The 19,359-nt window shown below is 32.6% G+C and carries 22 protein-coding genes; 4 read left to right on the plus strand and 18 right to left on the minus strand.

Going from position 1 to position 19,359, the window contains the following annotated elements:
- Window positions 1–613 precede the first annotated feature (613 nt).
- The 7 genes from ACFS3A_RS15780 to ACFS3A_RS15810 all read right to left on the minus strand — a co-directional run bounded on the left by ACFS3A_RS15780 (window position 614) and on the right by ACFS3A_RS15810 (window position 5,641).
- Entirely contained in the window at window positions 614–1,345 is a 732-nt protein-coding gene (locus tag ACFS3A_RS15780; protein ID WP_379826521.1) for a hypothetical protein, read from the minus strand.
- A gap of 562 nt (window positions 1,346–1,907) precedes the next feature.
- Window positions 1,908–3,137, minus strand: coding sequence for a phosphoserine phosphatase SerB (serB, locus tag ACFS3A_RS15785; RefSeq protein WP_289665019.1), 1,230 nt, complete (start codon window positions 3,135–3,137; stop codon window positions 1,908–1,910).
- A gap of 151 nt (window positions 3,138–3,288) precedes the next feature.
- Window positions 3,289–3,732 carry a VOC family protein gene (locus ACFS3A_RS15790; protein ID WP_379826522.1) on the minus strand — a complete coding sequence of 148 codons (444 nt, stop codon included), beginning with the start codon at window positions 3,730–3,732 and terminating at the stop codon, window positions 3,289–3,291.
- Window positions 3,733–3,819: 87 nt separating this feature from the next.
- Window positions 3,820–4,257, minus strand: coding sequence for an SRPBCC domain-containing protein (locus ACFS3A_RS15795; protein WP_379826523.1), 438 nt, complete (start codon window positions 4,255–4,257; stop codon window positions 3,820–3,822).
- A 1-nt stretch (window position 4,258) separates the two neighbouring features.
- Window positions 4,259–4,669 (minus strand): VOC family protein, encoded by a 411-nt coding sequence (locus tag ACFS3A_RS15800; RefSeq protein ID WP_379826524.1) that lies wholly within the window; start codon window positions 4,667–4,669, stop codon window positions 4,259–4,261.
- Between the two features lie 123 nt (window positions 4,670–4,792).
- Window positions 4,793–5,197: an SRPBCC family protein gene (locus ACFS3A_RS15805; protein ID WP_379826525.1), complete on the minus strand. Its 405-nt coding sequence runs from the start codon at window positions 5,195–5,197 to the stop codon at window positions 4,793–4,795.
- 33 nt (window positions 5,198–5,230) lie between these two features.
- Window positions 5,231–5,641: a VOC family protein gene (locus ACFS3A_RS15810; RefSeq protein ID WP_379826526.1), complete on the minus strand. Its 411-nt coding sequence runs from the start codon at window positions 5,639–5,641 to the stop codon at window positions 5,231–5,233.
- A gap of 141 nt (window positions 5,642–5,782) precedes the next feature.
- Between ACFS3A_RS15810 and ACFS3A_RS15815 the strand changes: the two genes are divergently transcribed.
- Window positions 5,783–6,748 (plus strand): GlxA family transcriptional regulator, encoded by a 966-nt coding sequence (locus ACFS3A_RS15815; RefSeq protein WP_379826527.1) that lies wholly within the window; start codon window positions 5,783–5,785, stop codon window positions 6,746–6,748.
- Between the two features lie 143 nt (window positions 6,749–6,891).
- Here ACFS3A_RS15815 and ACFS3A_RS15820 read toward each other — a convergent pair whose 3' ends face one another.
- The 11 genes from ACFS3A_RS15820 to ACFS3A_RS15870 all read right to left on the minus strand — a co-directional run bounded on the left by ACFS3A_RS15820 (window position 6,892) and on the right by ACFS3A_RS15870 (window position 16,737).
- Complete coding sequence (locus ACFS3A_RS15820; protein WP_379826528.1) at window positions 6,892–7,554, minus strand: murein L,D-transpeptidase catalytic domain-containing protein; 663 nt, start codon at window positions 7,552–7,554, stop codon at window positions 6,892–6,894.
- Window positions 7,544–8,143: a hypothetical protein gene (locus ACFS3A_RS15825; RefSeq protein WP_379826529.1), complete on the minus strand. Its 600-nt coding sequence runs from the start codon at window positions 8,141–8,143 to the stop codon at window positions 7,544–7,546. The genes ACFS3A_RS15820 and ACFS3A_RS15825 overlap by 11 nt, the downstream gene beginning before the upstream one ends.
- 138 nt (window positions 8,144–8,281) lie before the next feature.
- The gene (locus ACFS3A_RS15830; protein WP_379826530.1) at window positions 8,282–8,755 is read right to left on the minus strand and encodes a hypothetical protein; all 474 of its coding nucleotides are present in this window, start codon (window positions 8,753–8,755) and stop codon (window positions 8,282–8,284) included.
- An 11-nt stretch (window positions 8,756–8,766) separates the two neighbouring features.
- The gene (locus ACFS3A_RS15835) at window positions 8,767–9,237 is read right to left on the minus strand and encodes a hypothetical protein (protein WP_379826531.1); all 471 of its coding nucleotides are present in this window, start codon (window positions 9,235–9,237) and stop codon (window positions 8,767–8,769) included.
- Between the two features lie 241 nt (window positions 9,238–9,478).
- Window positions 9,479–10,846, minus strand: a complete 1,368-nt coding sequence (locus ACFS3A_RS15840; protein ID WP_379826532.1) for a hypothetical protein — start codon at window positions 10,844–10,846, stop codon at window positions 9,479–9,481.
- A 143-nt stretch (window positions 10,847–10,989) separates the two neighbouring features.
- The gene (gene clpX, locus ACFS3A_RS15845) at window positions 10,990–12,222 is read right to left on the minus strand and encodes an ATP-dependent Clp protease ATP-binding subunit ClpX (protein WP_379826533.1); all 1,233 of its coding nucleotides are present in this window, start codon (window positions 12,220–12,222) and stop codon (window positions 10,990–10,992) included.
- Window positions 12,223–12,412: 190 nt separating this feature from the next.
- A complete protein-coding gene (gene clpP / locus ACFS3A_RS15850) occupies window positions 12,413–13,087 on the minus strand; it encodes an ATP-dependent Clp endopeptidase proteolytic subunit ClpP (RefSeq protein WP_144215417.1) in 675 nt (224 codons plus the stop codon).
- 315 nt (window positions 13,088–13,402) lie between these two features.
- The gene (locus tag ACFS3A_RS15855) at window positions 13,403–14,725 is read right to left on the minus strand and encodes a trigger factor (protein ID WP_379826534.1); all 1,323 of its coding nucleotides are present in this window, start codon (window positions 14,723–14,725) and stop codon (window positions 13,403–13,405) included.
- 114 nt (window positions 14,726–14,839) lie between these two features.
- Window positions 14,840–15,184: a phage holin family protein gene (locus ACFS3A_RS15860; protein ID WP_379826535.1), complete on the minus strand. Its 345-nt coding sequence runs from the start codon at window positions 15,182–15,184 to the stop codon at window positions 14,840–14,842.
- A 53-nt stretch (window positions 15,185–15,237) separates the two neighbouring features.
- The gene (locus tag ACFS3A_RS15865) at window positions 15,238–16,002 is read right to left on the minus strand and encodes an alpha/beta fold hydrolase (protein WP_379826536.1); all 765 of its coding nucleotides are present in this window, start codon (window positions 16,000–16,002) and stop codon (window positions 15,238–15,240) included.
- Window positions 16,003–16,023: 21 nt separating this feature from the next.
- Window positions 16,024–16,737, minus strand: coding sequence for a pyridoxine 5'-phosphate synthase (locus ACFS3A_RS15870; RefSeq protein WP_379826537.1), 714 nt, complete (start codon window positions 16,735–16,737; stop codon window positions 16,024–16,026).
- 115 nt (window positions 16,738–16,852) lie between these two features.
- Here ACFS3A_RS15870 and ACFS3A_RS15875 point away from each other — a divergent pair, with 115 nt between their 5' ends.
- The 3 genes from ACFS3A_RS15875 to porG all read left to right on the plus strand — a co-directional run bounded on the left by ACFS3A_RS15875 (window position 16,853) and on the right by porG (window position 19,358).
- Window positions 16,853–17,512, plus strand: a complete 660-nt coding sequence (locus ACFS3A_RS15875) for a CBS domain-containing protein (protein ID WP_379826538.1) — start codon at window positions 16,853–16,855, stop codon at window positions 17,510–17,512.
- 98 nt (window positions 17,513–17,610) lie between these two features.
- Entirely contained in the window at window positions 17,611–18,495 is an 885-nt protein-coding gene (locus ACFS3A_RS15880) for an NAD kinase (protein WP_379826539.1), read from the plus strand.
- A 173-nt stretch (window positions 18,496–18,668) separates the two neighbouring features.
- Complete coding sequence (gene porG, locus ACFS3A_RS15885; protein WP_379826540.1) at window positions 18,669–19,358, plus strand: type IX secretion system protein PorG; 690 nt, start codon at window positions 18,669–18,671, stop codon at window positions 19,356–19,358.
- The last annotated feature ends 1 nt before the right edge of the window (window position 19,359 follow it).

Here is a 19,359-nt window from a genome sequence, read left to right on the forward strand (position 1 = left end):
TTATCAGATATCAACTTTCTATTATTAATCTAGTTATGTGTTTTTTATTTCATCTGTGCCTTAAAAAGAAACTCAATCATTTTTTTCTGAAATGTTCATTCCTGTCGGTATTTCTGCAATTATAAAATTGAGCGTGAAATTGACCTCTAAAACATAATGTTTATTAAAAGATGCAAACACTCAATTTTAAAATTGAGTGCCTTGAACTTTATTAACTTTTTTTGAGAATCAACAATTATCTATTATTACAACAATAATCTTCTAAAGATAAAATGAGTAATTAATCCCTAATACCCTAAAAATGTTTTAATTGCATCAAAATAAGACACAAAACATTCCTACTTATTAGTTTTCTCGCTAAGATTGATTGGATAGGATGATTTCTAACCTGTTTATTAATTTTGGCTAAAGCCACATTAGCAACTTAATACTTTATTACTTTAGCCAAAGCAGGAAGCTGTTCTATGAAAGTTACTTGTCTTATTTTTTTGTAATATTCAATATTACAAACTTTCATTAGGAAGCTAAAAATAATATCGAGAGTCTTTCTTGTATTAAGTAAAACTTTTTTAAAATGTTAAGATTTAACTTTTCAAAATATCTAGAAAATTCTTCAAGATAAAGTTTGTGCACCTATTGGGTTATACTTCAAAGTTCCATCACCATGTATTTTAGCCAACATTGATAATGGCTGTATAGGATCAATCTTTTTTCCATTTACTTCACTCCATGCTTCATCATAAAACCCTTCACTACTATATACAGCATGAGGCGGATTCCATAAAATTAAATTTTTAATGGTTGATAAATTTTCAATTGAAATATCTTTAATATCATTTGCATTGAGCCCAAGATATTCATGAATATAATAAGTCGATTCTCCTTTGTTTAAATCGTCTACAGCTCTTCTATAGCTGCGATTAATCCTATACTCATTGCGCTTAATTTCTGCCATTACAGCAAAACAGAACTTTGCAAACTCCAAAATATTTTTCGAACTTCCATCCGTCCCAAATTGCTCAAAATCACACATTTCGGCAGCACGTTTATAATTTTTGAAAGAAAGAGAATAAACTGTTTTTTTTCTATCTCTCAAGTCAACTAAAAAACGTTGATTAATGTCATCAATCACGATAGATTTGAAAACATTTTCGAATCCAAAAGTGCCGATTGCTGCTTTGATTATTGCAACAGAAGCACAATTTCCACCTCCTCCAATTTTTTTCAATAATGGTAGTTTAACTCTGCCTTGCTTAAACGAATTCATTACTTGCTCTACATTGAACATATTTGGATTATCTGTTCCAAAATTTAACGATCTGATTATTTCTTTTATTGGTTCCATAGCTTATAATTAATTATGATTTTTTGTTACAAATAATAATTCACAAATTGGCTTTAGATACTATATCTTACGATCCCAAATAAGGAGGATATTTCACAAAAACAGTTTATAAAGCAATTGTTCTATAAATTTCTTCAATTTTAATTCCTGTTAACTCCTTTTGAAAATCTACTATGATTTACTAATACAGTAATAACCTCCTAAAGATAAAATGAGTAATTAATTCCTAATACCCTAAAAATGTTTTAATTATATCAAAATAAGACACAAAACATTCCTACTTATTAGTTCTCTAGATAAGATTGATTGACTTAAAAAATGCTAATTCCACTAAACTCGCATGAGGGATAGCAGTGGAAATCCTTTTTGTCTCGTTTTTTTAACGAGACAAAAAGATTGGAACGGATAGCCCGACCCGCCTTTTTCTGGCGGGGCATGCCCACATAAAAAAACCTCAGCTCTTATTAGAAAGACTGAGGTTTTGTTTTATTTTGATTGTCGAGTTACTTGCGAAGATTTCTCCTTACGTCGAAATGACAAAAATGACGTTAAATTTTATTTTCTACATCATATCAATATATCTATCGTGGTATCCTAAAAGATATAAAACACCATCCAATCCTAAACTTGAGATTGAGGTTGAGGCGCTTTCTTTTACTTTTGGTTTGGCATGAAAAGCAATTCCTAAACCGGCTAAATTTAGCATAGGCAAATCGTTTGCACCGTCACCAACTGCGATTGTCTGATTGATATGAATCCCTTCTTTTTCGGCAATTGCTCTAAGGTGCTCCGCTTTCTTTTGTCCATCAACGATATCTCCGATATATTTACCCGTTAGTTTTCCGTCTTTTATTTCTAATTGATTCGCGTGAACGTAATCTATTCCTAACTCTTTTTGCAGATATTCTCCGAAATAAGTAAATCCTCCCGAAAGAATGGCTGTTTTATAACCGTAATATTTTAAGGCTTTCATTAAACGATGTGCTCCTTGTGTGATTGGCAGATTTACAGCCACTTTTTGTAAAACTTCTTCACTCAAACCTTCTAAAAGAGCCATACGCTTTTTGAAACTTTCGTTGAAATCAATTTCTCCATTCATAGCCGATTCTGTAATTGCTCTTACCTGATCGCCTACTCCGTTCAATTCTGCCAATTCGTCGATTACTTCAGTTTGGATTAATGTAGAATCCATATCGAAGCAAACTAAACGACGGTTTCTTCTGTAAATATTATCTTCCTGAAATGAAATATCGACATTAAGTGTTCTGGAAATTTCCATAAAACTTGCTGTCATAATAATCTTGTTTACAATTTCGCCTGTTACAGACAATTGGATACAAGAACGTGGATACTGCTCTTTTTCGACAATAGAAGTTCTTCCTGTTAATCGTATAATCGAATCGATATTCAGGTTTTGATCTGACATGATTTTGGTTACGGCCGCCAATTGTGAAGCAGCTAGTTTTTCACCCAAAATATTGATAATATAACGTTGTTTCGATTGTGATTTTACCCACTTTTCGTAGTCGTCTATAGAAATTGGAATAAATTTTACTTTAATTTCCAGTTCGTAGGCTTTAAATAAAAGATCTTTTAAAACTGGTGCAGACGAAGATCCTGCAGCAATTTCAAATAAAATTCCTAAAGAAAGTGTATCGTGAATATCAGCCTGGCCAATATCTAAAATATTCGCATCATACGCCGCCAATACAGCTGTTAAACCTGCTGTAACTCCAATTTTATCGTGTCCTGAAACTTTTAATAAAATTATCTCTTTATCTTCTGTCGCCATTTTATCTTTATTGATTTTGAAGCGACAAAAATCGACAATCTCTTGTTGATAAAAAAGAATAATCTTTGTTTTTTTGAAACGAAAAAGCACATTTTAATGTGCTTTTTCAAGTAATTTAACAATTATGTTCTACTATTAAAATAACGTAACTTTAGAATTCTCCCACTGGCGGATTTTTATCAAAACTTACCATCCAGTTTACGCCGAATTTGTCTTTAAACATTCCGAAATAAGATCCCCAGAAAGTGTCATCCATAGCCATTTCTACTTTTCCACCAGCCGAAAGTCCGTTAAAGATTTTATCTGCCTCTTCTCTACTTTCTGTATTTATAGAAATGGAAAAATTATCTCCAAAACCTACATCTCCGTATTTCGGATGACTATCACTTCCCATTAAAATAGTATTTCCAATTGGAAGCGAAACGTGCATGATACGGTTTAAAGCTTCTTCTGAAAGTGGTGCATCTCCTTCTTCTGTCGGAGCATCTTTATATTTTCCTATATAGGGAAAATCCCCGCCAAAAACTGATTTATAAAACAGGAATGCTGCTTCGCAAGTTCCGTTAAACATTAAATATGGATTAATTGCTGCCATGATGTTTTTTTTATTAATTGTTAATTATTAATTTTCCCTTAAACATAGTTCAAGGCCTATTCTCTTTCTTCTATACTAGATGTTCTGCTATTCAGATAATTCCTTGACAATTTTTAAGCTTTTTGGAAAAGCATCTTTGAAATAATCAATATGTTTTTCGATTACATCAACCTCTACATGAAGATCTACAACATCGCCTTTTTGATCCAATCTATAAGTTTCCATTGCACCGCTCCATTTCTCTGTTTCTTCATTTGGCGGAACTTCCTTATGATTTTTAATTTCGCCAAGATGTTTAAAAGCCATATATTCATTTGGAATTTTTCTTTCAATAAGACTATTCATTCCATCTGCTCCGCCTGGTCCTAAAAAATATATTTTATCCCCTTCGTTCCAATTCGATTCCGCGTGACTTCCTTCTGCAAAAGCACTTGTCCACTTTCTGTAAGTCTCGTCATCCCATAAAATCCTCCAAATCTTTTCCTTAGAAGCTTTTATATCAATATTAAAAATTAATTTCTCCATCTCAATTTGGCAATTTATTAAAGTCCATAAATAAAACATTCCAGCGATGACCGTCTAAATCGGCAAAACCACAGCCGTACATCCAGCCTTGACTTTCGGCTGGAGGAGCAAAAACAGTTCCGCCTGCTTCTTCTGCTTTTTTAGCAAGCTCATCTACTTCTTCCCTGCTTTCTGCATCAATCGAAATCAAAACTTCAGAACCGGAGTTCGTGTCAATAATTCCATTTTGAGAAAAACTGGAAAACAACATTTCTTCAAAAAGCATTACCACGAAATTATTTTCGCCCACAACCATACAAGTTGAACTTGGCGTATCGTGTTGTTCATTAAACGAAAATCCAATTTTCCAGAAAAAATCTTTCGCTTTTGCTACATCCTTAACAGGCAGGTTTAACCAAATTTGTTTTGTCATCTTTTTTGTTTTTTTTTTTGAGTTAGTTAGATAGTTATTCTTTTTTTAAACCATAGAATATAAATAAGTTATTTTAAGTTACTCTGCACCTTTGAGACTTTATCACTTTGAACCTGTAAAAAATCAATTGTTTTCTGCATAATTCTTAAAATTATCCAAAATAGCCTGCCAGCCAGCGCGTTGCATTTCTTCCGGATTTTGTGTTTCCGGATCAAAACTTTCTACGATTTCAACTCCGTCTGCTGTTTCGGCAAAAGTAATTTCGACCTTTCTTCCGTCTCCCATCACATACGAAAGTGCTTCGTTTGGTTTTACCAAAGTAAATTCACCACCAAAATCAAAACTCATACTTCCATCTTTTGCAGACATAGTTGATTTGAATTTTCCTCCTTCTCTCAAATCAGCTTCTGCATAAGGAGTATGCCAATCTGGCGAAGCAAAGCTCCATTTTGTAATATGTTCAGGTGTGTTCCAGAAATTCCACACTTTATCCAGAGGCGCATTAACCGTATTTTTAATTGTTATCATATTGTATTTTAATAGTTTACTTTTATTTATTTTTTACATCTCATTTGGAATCTGACTTTCATCCATATAAAAAACTTCCCAATGATGTCCGTCTACATCCAGAAAAGTTCTCTGATACATCCATCCATAGTCTTTTGCTTCAATATAATCTGTTCCTCCTGCTTTTATTGCTTTTTGTATTGTTTCATCCACTTTTTCACGTGAGTCTAGAGAAATCGAAATCAAAACTTCGCTTGCTTTCGAAGCGTCACAAATTTGCTTCTTGGTAAAAGTTTTATAAAACTCTTCTACCAAAAGCATTACAAATATATTTTCGTCAATAACTATGCAAGCGCCCTTTTCGTTGGTGAATTTTGGATTGGTCGGAAAACCAAGTTCATTATAAAAAGCCACTGCCTTGTTTAAATCTTTTACGGCAAGATTTAAGAAGATTTTTGTTTTCATCTTTATAAAATTACGAATTAATTAAAACAAATTTAATTTTTTAAGATTAGTTTAAAATGTCAATAAAAGTCATTTTTAGGGGCATTTAAGACAAAATGCTTATTTTTGCCAGGAAGCTAATTCCTAAATACCACAAAAATCATGAGCAAGAAACTAGGATTAATAGTACCACATGACTACAAATTGTTAAGTATTGCTGCCATTCTCGAAGTGTTTGAAACAGCAAATAAACTGAGTCCTACAACAGAAAAGCCATTCGAAATCATGATTTTTCAATCCAAAGAACAACCTGATCAGGGAAGTTTATTTGGATACGAAAGCCATTCTATTGAAAGTTCAGACACTATTTTAGACCTTATTTTGATTCCGGCCTTTACGACGGACAATATGAGTGAAATGATAAAGAAGAATAAAAATTTTATTCCATGGTTGCAAAAACAGCACAAGGCAGGAGCCGAATTGGCTAGTTTTTGTACAGGAGCATTTTTGTTTGCTGCTTCCGGTTTATTAAATGAAAAACTGGCAACTACGCACGTCGACGCCTGCAGTGCTTTTACCAAAGCTTTCCCAATGGTTAAATTAAAACCCGAAGAAACATTAACCGCCGACGGTAGTCTGTACACAAGCGGCGGATCAACCTCAACTTTTCATTTATTGATTCTTTTGGTTCAGAAATTCTGCGGCAACGAAATGGCTGTCAAAATTGCGAAGATCTTTTCTATCGATTTAAATCGTTACAAACAGAGTTATTTCAGCACTTTTAGACCCAATCATTTACACAATGACACTTTGGTTGCCATGTTACAGCAAAAAATAGAAAGTCAGTACCACACTATCGAAAAACTGGAAGAAATTACCAAAGACATTCCAACAAGCGCCCGAAACATGACACGTCGTTTTAAACAAGTTACGGGAATTCCGCCAATAGAATATCTCCAAAACATACGAGTAGAAAGCTCTAAAAAATATCTGGAACAAACGCAACTGTCGATTTCAGAAATTATCGAAAAAACCGGTTACAACGATCCAAAAGCTTTTAGAAAAGTATTTTATAAAATGGTTGGTATGAAACCTATTGAATATAGAGAGAAATTTAGAGTACAATAATTTTTAGGAGCAGATTCTTATCGTTTTTAAAAGAACCTTTAGTCCTGCTCTCCACTCTATCTTTTGCTCTGAACCCCAGAGCAAAAGGATGCCGTTTCGATCAGGGCTATCAAGCAAATTTAGTTTTTCATAACAACCAAAAATTAGGATTTAATAACCCACATTAAAACTTTTTTATTTGTTTTCAAAAGTTCGTCGATTTCTTTCATGCTTTCGTTGGAAACTGCCGGACATCCCCAGCCTTCTGGCGTTCCTTCTGGGTAAACTTCACTATCCGAAACCGCTTCCCAGGAATGTAAAACAATGGCACGACTTCGGGCATTTGAATTAGTTTTGTCTTTTCCCTGTAAAATATAATTCACTTTAATTCCCCACTGACTTACACCTCGATCCAAAACCACATATTTCCCAACCGAAGAACAATGTGAATCAAATTCGTTGCTTATTTGCGGTTTCTCTTTAGAAGAAGTTCTCCCCCATTGATTATCGCCACAGCCGTGACTTACCAAATAGGATTTCGAAACTTCTTTCTTTTTAAAATCGTAAACAAAAAATCTTTTTAATCCGGAATGCAGTCCTAAATCAATCAAAATAAATTTGTTTTGATTGAGATTGTTTGTTTTGCAGTATTGTTGAGCTTCTTTATAATAATTGGTGTAGTTGATTCCGACTTGGGGTTTCTTTTCTGAAACTTTTTCTGTTTTTTGATTGCTTTCAGATACTGCTGCTTTTTTATTTTCTTTATTACAAGAAAACCCTAAGACAGAAAATAGTATCGGAAAAACTAAACAATTCTTAATTATCATTTTCATCTTGATAAATAACTTGATTATTAAAAAAAGCATTAAACATTTTAAATTCACCTAAGTAAGAATCTTGAAAACTTATATCTTCAAATTTATTATTCAATAGTGATTTAGGAAATTTCGAATACAACAACTTCTTTTCAAGAATGTCTTCTACTTCTAAAACCAAATCTTTCATTCTTCTTGGATCTAAATTTTCCTTTTCCAATTCTTCAATTCTAGCTTTTGAAATCATCATTTGTTCCTTATGAATTATAGTATCAATTACATAATATGGAACCAATATACTTAAATACAAAGTAATTGAACATAATTCCCCATTCTCAACAACATTCAAAAAAAATGTATAACACCTGTCTTGCCAATTCAGTCTCGAAAAATCCTGAAAGTCCTTTAAAACTGAATCTTCATCAAATTCTTCTTTAATACTATTTCTTATTTTCAGATTATCATCCGAATCAAAAAGATTTATTACTGTTTCTAATCTTTTATATTCCACAGTTTCTAGATATTGCTCTTTTTGAGTCCAAGGACATATATTTTTAGGATAATATAAATAAGCTATATTTTTTAAAACTTCGTTTATCATAGGTTGGCTTGAATAAATAATCAAATGTATCTCTTTAAAACAAAGAAAGAAAAATATTACTTAAATTTTATACATAAAAAACCTACTCAAATAAATGAGCAGGTTTTCTATAAATCATATTTAGTTCAAAACTTCTAGCTATTTTAGGTTATTGAGTTCTTTTTGCATTTGATCATGCGACCAACCAGTTTCACAATCAACCATAGGTCTAAGATCCATCTCTAAATAGAAATCAACCACTATTTCTTTCCTATTATAGATATCAATGTAATAAGTATCAATGGGCTTGTAAGGGTAAACTATTACCTCCATATAAAAATAACTGTCTTTAATATTTCTAGTTCTATAAGAATACTCGCCGTCAGATGTCGTCTGAAATTTAAAACAACCCGAGCTAACCGTTGCATTACTTAATGGCTTGCCAGTTTTCACATCATAAACATGTCCACGGATAGTCACACTTTCATTTTTGCTTTTAACTTCACTTTTGCCTAATTTGATTGTATATCCACCATAGTTATATGTTGGTATAATCCTTCTTTTTTCAGAAGAACATCCACCGATAAGGTACAAACAAATAATTAGTATTGAAAAAAAATGATATCCTTTCATCTAAAAATAAACTATTTTAAGTTATTGAGTTCGTTTTGCATTCGTTTTAATGTCTCAACTCCTTCACACTCAATAATTGGTCTTTCATCCATTGCTAAATAGAAATCAATTATCACCTCCTTTCTATTATAAATATCGACATAGTCTGTTTCAACAGCTCGATGAGGATAAACAACTGCAATCATAAAAAAAGCATCACCCTTCAAGTTTCTTGTTCTAAATGAATATTCACCTTCAGATGTCGTTTGAAATTTAAAACAACCCGTTATGAGAGTTGCATTATTTAATGGTTTATTTGTTTTCACATCATAAACATGCCCTCGAACAGTCACACTTTCATTTTCAGTTTTTATTTCATGTTTACCTAATTTTACAATATATCCTCCTTTATTATTTGTTGGCATCATCTTTCTTTTTATACAAGAACATCCAGCTAAAATAAACAAGCAGCTAATTACAATTATAAATTTATATTTTTTCACAATGATTATATTTGTTCTTAATTTATTTGATTATGTTCTTTTGTCATAATCATGATTTTAACTTAAATCTCACAAAGCAAAACATTCAAGACACTCAAATTTAAAACATTGACTCTTAACATCTTGAAAAAAATATCAACTTTTTCTACTATTATCACACTAAACGGAGAATCAATTAATTTAAAATAAAATTTCTAAATTTTAATTTGTTCAATATCTAATCTTAGGTATGATTACGTAATTAACAGCCTGCTTTTTTACCTTTTTGTGTTTTTTTATTTCCATAGTCATCTTCCCCTCTAAGCTCAATACTTAGTGTGTCTGATATCCTTCTCCTATCTGCTAAAGACAGCTTTGCAAACACATCAGTCTGCTCAAGTCCTCCCCAAGCCATATCTTGATAAAACTGTTTATTTAATTTATAACCTTTACTTATTCCATAAGCCTCTAAAGCGTCTCCAACTGATTTAACAAGATTTGTTGCAATTTCTTCGTGATGATTACCATTCCATTCTTTCCTGTCCATATACTTTTGAAATAATACAGGGTAGTCAGTTTCAAAACTTGGCTCGTCACGATAAAAATAAGTTATCAAATAAGCATGTATAGACTCATGCAATATTGTTTTAGCCCAAGACAGCTCTGTAGCATTTGGAAATTGATTAATATCATAAATAGTTTTTATACCTTTTGTAGCGCCATATGTTTCAGGCAAAGTTCTTCCTGAAACCCCATAATTATTAATCCCAGTTTCCATATTCCAATTATAATCAAAAGACGGGTCGTTTCCTACAAATTTAACAATCATATTTCCTGGACCTGCATATATCTTGATTAAATCATCCAATACTTTTTTTAGGCAAGGTGGCAGCTTATCAGTATAGATTTGTTTTTGGATCGAAATTGCTGTAATTGTTGGACTAGTGTTGGTACTTCCAGCACCTCCTCCACCTGCTGCATCCCAAGAATAGTACTCAACTCCACTATAATTGTTATATCCTCCATACATATCATTCCCAAATAAGCTAGTAGGTCCAAACACATCTAAGGCATATACCAAATTGTTTTGAACTACAACCTCTCTTAATCGAATAGCTTTTCCAGTCACAGCAGTAGATTTTGTATTATTATCTTCAACAAAACAACTTACAATAACTCCATCTTTTGCTCTAAACCCGCTAATAAAATTACCCTCTAAGGTATGCGAATACAACTCTCCAGAAAAACTTCCTTTATCAGAATCCTCATCGGGATACATAGTAAACACTACACTCTTAATTTCGTTGTTTACTTTTAAAAGTAATATCCTATCACTTTGAAAACTATTATTTGTTACTAAAGGAATTACGGTTAACAGCTGATCGCTTCCGTTAATTTTTTCCTGAGAAATTTTATCAAGTTCCAGATTCTCTAATCCGTTGTTGGCTGTTTTTCCAAAAGAATTAGTTTTAGAATGGGTCAGGAAATTTTTTGCTTCATCAATCGTTACAGTCTGAATTTTACTTTCTACTTGATTTGATGCATTTTCTTCCTTTTCACAATTAAACATCAATAATGCAACACAAAATAGCATTATTACTTTTACATGGCTTTTAATTTTCCTTTTCATAATCTGAGTTTTTTAATATTTAAACTCGAATATATAAGAAAAAGTTTATAAAAAACATTTTTACTGATTAAATTATAAAAAAAAACCTACACATTTAATTGTGCAGGTTTTTAAGACGCAAAGTTTGTTTTGCTATATTTTTTTTAAGAAGCAATTTCCATACGTTTCAATAAGTTTTTACTTAAAGTATGTTCTGCGTATTCTTTGTCAATTGTCAGACTTGTATCATCAGACGTTGGCAGTTCGTACATAGCATCTGTTAAGATAGCTTCACATAAAGAACGTAATCCACGAGCCCCTAATTTGTATTCTAAAGCTTTATCTACAATAAAATCTAAAGCTTCGTCTGTAATTGTAAATTCAACATCATCCATTAAAAATAATTTCTGATATTGTTTTATTAATGCATTTTTAGGCTGTGTTAAAATCGCACGTAGTGTTTCTTTATCCAAAGGATCCATATGCGTTAAAACTGGCAAACGACCAATAATCTCCGGAATCAAACCAAAGTCTTTAATGTCTTTCGGAATAATGTATTGCAATAAATTGTCTTTATCAATATTATCTACATTTTTAGAAGTTGAATAACCAACTGCCTGACGATTTAAACGTTTTGAAATAATACGCTCTACTCCATCAAAAGCTCCTCCTGCGATAAATAAGATATTCTGTGTATTTACCTCAACAAATTTCTGGTCAGGATGTTTACGTCCTCCTTTTGGTGGTACATTTACAACTGTTCCTTCTAATAATTTCAATAATGCCTGTTGCACACCTTCTCCGGAAACGTCACGTGTTATCGATGGATTATCGCTTTTGCGGGCAATTTTATCAATTTCATCAATAAAAACGATTCCTCTTTCTGCTTTAGCCACATCATAATCTGCAGCCTGAAGCAAGCGAGTTAAGATACTTTCAACATCTTCTCCAACATATCCAGCTTCTGTCAACACTGTTGCATCAACAATAGCTAAAGGAACGTCTAACATTTTTGCAATTGTTTTGGCAACCAATGTTTTTCCTGTTCCCGTTTGACCCACCATGATGATGTTACTTTTTTCGATCTCTACTTCATCGTCTAATTGCTGTTGCATTAAACGTTTGTAATGATTGTAAACCGCAACTGACATCACTTTTTTAGTCTGGTCCTGACCAATTACATATTGATCCAGGAAAGCTCTAATCTCTTTTGGTTTCTTTAAAATTAAATCACCAATATGTTTTGCGCTTCCACTAGATTTTAATTCTTCTAATACAATTCCGTGTGCCTGTTCAATACACTTATCACAAATGTGTGCATTGATTCCGGCGATCAATAAATTAGTTTCTGGCTTTTTTCTTCCACAAAACGAACATTCTAATACTACTTTTGCCATTCTTTATTTAAGTTACTAAGCTGCAAAGATACTAAGATTCTAAGTCTTTTATTTTAATTAAAACTTAAAAACTCAATTCTTTACAGCTTAATATTTATTTTTTGTTTCAGGTTTCAAGTTTTAGGTTTCAAGTTGGTACATTATTTATGGAACCTGAAACCTAAAACTTAAAACAATTTAAACCTTAAAATTATCCTCTTCTTAATACTTCGTCGATCATTCCGTATTCTTTCGCTTCGTCAGCTTTCATCCAGTAATCACGCTCACTGTCTTTGTGTACTCTTTCGAAAGACTGACCAGAATGATGAGAAATAATATTATATAACTCGTCTTTCAGTTTCAACATTTCACGTAAGTTGATTTCCATATCTGTAGCAACCCCTTGTGCTCCTCCAGATGGCTGGTGAATCATTACTCTTGAGTGAGGTAAAGCAGAACGTTTTCCTGCCGCTCCTGCACATAATAAAACTGCTCCCATAGAAGCCGCCATTCCTGTACAAATTGTCGCTACGTCTGGTTTGATGTACTGCATAGTGTCATAAATTCCTAAACCTGCATACACACTTCCTCCTGGAGAGTTTAAGTAAATTTGGATATCTTTTGAAGCATCAGCACTTTCTAAAAATAATAATTGTGCCTGAACTATATTTGCGATTTGATCGTCGATACCAGTTCCTAAAAAGATAATTCTGTCCATCATTAATCTTGAGAACACATCTAATTGAGAAATATTCAACTGACGCTCTTCAATAATATATGGTGTCATGTTTGTTGGAGTCATTGCAGCAACGATTTTATCATAATACATTGCATTTACTCCTTGATGCTTTGTAGCAAATTTTTTGAATTCTTTACCGTAGTTCATATTTTAAGTGTTCTAAGTTTTACGTTTATAATATATCCTTCCATCAAAGGTTGTACCTCTTTCTAAAGGATGTCAATTTGTCTTATTTCTAGCCCAGATAGCAGTGGAAAGCTTTTTGAAATGGCAACTATTTTTTGTTGGTAAAAAAAAGCGACCAACGGAAGCTCTTTTTTTATCTTACAAAAAAAGGCAGCCGTAAAAAAACTTGTAACGAATAGCTGGATTAGCTTCTGAAAAGTAATCAAAAATTAATTAAAACAAAAGAGCGTCAGGAAAAAAATCCTGACGCTCCAATATATATAGTTTCTCTAGAAATTATTCTCCGTAAGACGCAGCAATAAATTCTTCGTAAGTAACCTCTTTAGTCGTTGGATTTGCTTTTTCTTTGAATAAATCTAACAATTTAGCTGCTACAACCTGCTCAGAAAGTCTTTTCACTTCTTCTTGGTTAGATAAAACTCTAGCCACAATTCCTTCTACTTCTTCGTCAGTTGGGTTTGTTTGGCCAAATTGAGCCATTTGCTGTCTGATAGCACCTGAAGTAAATGATTTCAAATCTTCAAATGTAATTTGAATGTTACTTTGAGCCATTGCTTTTCCTTCGATCAATTGGAAACGTAAACCTTTTTCAGATCTTGCGTATTCTACTTCAGCTTCTTCTGCAGAAAGTTTTTTCTCTCCAACAGTTTGCAACCATTTTTTAAGGAATTCTGCTGGTAAATCGAATTTTGTGTTTTCGATCAGGAAATCCTGAACGTCTAATAATAATTTTTGATCTGCTTGCTGTGCAAATTGCGCTTCAGCATCTTCTTTAATTTTAGCTTTTAAATCTTCTAAAGAAGCTACTTTACCTTCACCAAAAAGTTTATCAAATAATTCTTGGTTTAATTCAGCTGGCTCAGAACCGTTAATTGCTTCGATAGTGAAGTTTACTTCGACATCTAAACCATGAACACCTTCGTGACCAACTTTTAGGTAATCCATCAATTGGTGATCGTCTTCAAATAAACCTTTTGTGCTTACTGTAACAACATCTCCAACTTTTTTACCTGTGAATTGTTTTTGAGCTTTTTTGCTGAATGCATCTACAGCAATTGTAGTTGTATTATTGATTCCGTTTGCTTCGCTAGAGAAAGTTCCAGTTAAATCAGATTTTGCATCAGATACTTCTTGTGGAATTGCTTTTCCAAATTGTTTTTGGATACGCTCTACTTGTCCGTCGATTAATTTATCGTCAGCAGTAACGATATATTTTACGATATTATTTTTAGCTTCAAGATCAATTTCGAAGTTTGGCACTAAACCAATTTCGTATTCGAAAGTTAATTCTTCAGCATCCCAGTTAAAATTTTCGTTTACTTTAGCAAGAGGAGTTCCTAAAAGATTTAATCTTTCAGATTGAATATAACGCTCTAAAGCCAAATCAACTACTTTTTTGATCTCTTCCTGCTTAATAGCTTTTCCGTATTGTTTTTCAACAAGATCTTTAGGCACTGCGCCTTTTCTAAATCCTTTTACTTGCGCTAAAGGCATTTTTTCGTTAATTCTTTTTGCTACTTGACCTTTATAATCCATGTGAACAACGTTCATCACAATTGTCTCGTTAACAGCGTCTATTGCTACTCTTTTAATATCCATCTTCTTCTTTAATTTACATAATAAAATTGGGTTGCAAAATTATAAAATTTTTGCAACCCAACCAAGTTTTTAATCTATTGTATTTGAAGCTGTTTTAATCTGCTCTATTTGTTTTTATTTATCGTCTCCCAGTATCTTATAAGTAATAGATTGAAGAAGAGATAAAATAATACTGAAAATTAATGCCGTCCAAAACGAATCAACTGCAAAACCACCCACAATCTTAGTAGATAACAAAATAATAACAGCATTGATTACTAACAAGAATAAGCCAAGCGTAACAAATGTTACCGGCAGTGTTAAAATAACCAAAATTGGCTTTATAAAAACATTCAGCAATCCTAAAACTACAGCAACAATTACAGCTGTACCGAAACTCGCAACGTGCACTCCGGTCAAAATGTTAGACAACAACAAAACAAGGGCAGCAGTAACAAGGAGTCTAAGTAATAATTTCATAATTATCCAGGTTTTAAATTTATTTAAAAATACTAATTTTTTATCAAAAACAGTTATTCTTTTAAAAACTCCGTTGTCAGTTCGAAAAACATTTTTGGATTTTCAGCATGCAACCAATGCCCCGCATTTGGAATGGTTTCTAATGTTAAATTTGGGAAATGCTTACGAATTCCATCTAAATCCGAATCCTGAATATACCCCGAATTTCCTCCTCTGATAAATAATGTTGATTTATCAAAAACCAGATTATCAGGAAGCGGTTTTCCAATCGCATCCAAATTGTTATTAAAGGCATCTAAATAAAACCGGAAAGCCAATTGGCCAGGTTCCTTCCAGTATAAATTTTTCAATAAAAACTGACGTGTCCCAAAATCAGTAACGTATTGCGACACTATTTCTTCAACATCGTTTCGGCTTGGTTTTATCGAAAAATCAACCGCATTTAATCCTGCCAAAATTTCCTGATGATGTTGTTTGTAAAATCTTGGACCAATATCTGCTACAATCAGTTTATCTACTATTTCCGGATGTGTTGTTGCAAAAAGCATGGCTACTTTCCCTCCCATTGAATGTCCGAGAATATCAATTCTTGTCAAATTATTTGCCTGACAATATTCATAGACATCCTGAACCATTGCTTCGTAACTCCATTCGTCTGAATGAAAACTGCGTCCGTGATTTCTTAAATCTAAAAGATGAACCTGAAATCCGGCTTCTACATATTGGCCTGCTAAAGTTTTCCAGTTATCCGACATTCCAAGAAATCCGTGCATGATGACAAAAGGTTTTCCTTCGCCTTCTATTTTTGAGTATAGCATATTTTGTTTTTTTCTAAAGAATTACTTCAATTTATTCAAATACATATTTACCACATTATCCAAACCAAGATAAAGTGCTTCTGAAATCAAAGCATGTCCAATTGAAACTTCCAATAAGCCAGGAATATTTTGTTTAAAAAACTGAATATTATCCAAGCTCAAATCATGTCCTGCATTAATTCCTAAACCTAATTCGTTTGCCAGCTCAGCTGCTTTCACATAAGGATCGATTCCATTCTTGTTTCCTAAATCGTATTGGTGCGCAAAAGCTTCAGTGTATAATTCAATTCTGTCTGTTCCGGTTTTCTTTGCTCCTTCAATCATTTCCAAAATTGGATCAACAAAAATCGAAGTTCTGATTCCGTTTCTTTGAAATTCCCGAATCACTTCTGTCAAATAGGATTGATTATTAATTGTATCCCAACCTGCAGAAGAAGTAATTGCACCTATTGCGTCTGGAACCAATGTAACCTGATCGGGCTTACATTCTAAAACCAAATCAATAAAATTATGCTGTGGATTTCCCTCAATATTATATTCTGTAGTTACAACTGATTTCAAATCACGAGCATCCTGATAACGAATATGACGCTCATCCGGACGCGGATGAATCGTAATTCCCTGCCCTCCAAAACGCTGAATATCTGTCGCAACTTTTAATAAATCAGGAACATTTCCGCCTCTTGCATTTCGAAGCGTTGCAATTTTATTGATATTTACACTTAACTTTGTCATATAAATAGATAATTAATTCTAGTAACACTATATTTGTTAAGACAAAAATACAAAGTAAAACGCAGCAGTTTTCGGTATTTTTTGATTATTTTGCATCAAATATCTTCAATGATTTATGACAGAAATTACAAACTATATCACAAACGATTTCAGAGCGATTGATAGTCAGGAAACGATAGCATCGATTCAGGACTTTTTTATCGATGTAAATTTTTCTCATTTCCCAATTTTAGAGGACGGGATATTTATCGGGAGTATATCTTCTGAAGATGTAGAAACATTTGACACAGATAAAAAAGCAATTGACTACAAATATACTTTAGAACGTTTTTTTGCCAGAAAATCTATGATCTGGCTGGATGTTCTGGAAGTTTTTGCTAAAAACCATACCAACATACTTCCTATTCTTGACGAAAACAATGCTTATATTGGGTATTATGAAATGGAAGATATTATGAAGTTTTTTCAGGAAACACCATTTTTAAAAGAGCCGGGCGCTATTATTATCGTTCAAAAAGGATTACTTGATTATTCTATGAGTGAAGTAACGCAAATTGTAGAAAGTAATAATGGTAAAATTTTAGGTTGTTTTGTATCTGAAGCAGATTTGGAAAATGTTCAGATTACCGTCAAAATAGGTTTGGGAGCCATCAATGAAATTATTCAAACTTACAGAAGATATGGCTATGAAATCATTTCAGAACATCAGGAAGACACTTATATTAATAGTTTAAAAGAACGCTCAGATTACTTAGACAAATATCTCAACATTTAAATTACGAATGTGCCAATGAGAAAATTTGTTAATTAGATAATTTTCACATTTTCAGTTATCTATTTGACACATTGACCAATTATCTAATTTAACAAAGAATGAAAATAGCCATTTACGGACAATATTATCAAAATAGCACAGAACCTATTATAAAAGACATTTTCTCTTTTTTCAATTCCAATAATGTTGAGATGGTAATTGAAGAAAATTTCCTGAAAATGCTTTACGAAAAACAGCTGATAAAGAAAGAATACAAAACATTTCCTTCTAATACTGCTCTGGATAATAGTTTTGAAATGCTAATAAGTATTGGAGGAGACGGAACTATTTTGAGAGCTGCCGCTTTTGTACGTAATTCAGGTGTCCCTTTACTAGGTATAAATGCCGGAAGATTAGGTTTTCTTGCCAAAGTTCAAAAAGAAAACATTGACATTCTTTTACAATATGTTATCGATCAAAACTATACCACTTCTGAGCGCACTTTATTAGGATTAACTTCTGAACCAAAGAATGAAGCTTTTGAAGAACTTAATTTCGCGATGAACGAAGTTACGGTTAGTAGAAAAGATACTACTTCGATGATAACTGTTGAAACGTATTTGAATAATGAATATTTAAACTCATACTGGGCAGACGGATTAATCATTTCTACTCCAACCGGTTCTACAGGATATTCATTAAGCTGTGGCGGACCAATATTAACACCAGATGTAAAAAGTCTGGTAATTACACCTATAGCACCACACAATTTAACCGCCAGACCACTTGTAATTCCTGATGACACCGAAATCACTTTAAGAGTTACAGGAAGGGAAGATCAATATTTGGTTTCTTTAGATTCGAGGATTTCCTCAGTGAAAAACGAATCTATTTTAAAAATAAAAAAAACAGATTACAAAATTAAAATGGTTGAAATTCCAGGCGAAACTTTCCTAAAAACCTTAAGAAATAAATTGCTCTGGGGAGAGGATAAAAGAAATTAAACCCTTTTCTAATTCTTTACTATACGATAATACCGCATTTTCTCGTTCTGCATATAGTGAATCATCATTAAATGGCTCAAAATCATAACGTAAATTGAAAAAAAAGCACATTTAACCAAAGGAACTTTGATTCGTATTGATAATTATTATATTTGCACGCAATTTTGAATTAAATGAAGAAAATTTTTAATTTATTGTTATGTTTTTTCCCCCTTATTACACTAAATGCTCAAATCAATGAGCTTGGTGTTTTTCTTGGCGGAAGCAACTTTGTTGGTGATGTAGGCAAAACAACTTATATCGCCCCGGAAAAACTAGCTTTCGGTGTTCTTTACAAATGGAACAGAAGCCCGAGACATTCATGGCGCTTCTCTTATACACAGTCAGAAGTTAGCGGAAACGATTTTAAATCGGATGAAACAGGACGAAACCAAAGAGGTTATCGTTTTGATAATAATGTTAAAGAACTTTCTGCCGGGCTGGAATTCAATTTTTTTGATTTTAATCTGCATGATTATCGTACAAAAATCACCCCTTATGTATATTCAGGACTAAATTTCTTTATCTTCGACAACTTATATAGGTATACTACAAGCCCAAATATAATTTATTCTGAAAAATCAAGCTCATTTGCTATACCTATAATATTAGGTATAAAATCGAACATAACGCCTCGTTTCGTTTTAGGACTTGAAACAGGTGTACGTTATACCTTTACAGACAATATTGACGGAAGTAATCCTAACACAAGTAGTTCAAACATTTTAAAGTTTGGAAATTTAAATAATAATGACTGGTATGTTTTTTCAGGTGTTACCTTAACATATACCTTTGGAAAAAAACCTTGCTATTGCGCAGAATAAA

It is taken from the genome of Flavobacterium notoginsengisoli (assembly GCF_042686225.1).
Lineage (GTDB): Bacteria > Bacteroidota > Bacteroidia > Flavobacteriales > Flavobacteriaceae > Flavobacterium > Flavobacterium notoginsengisoli.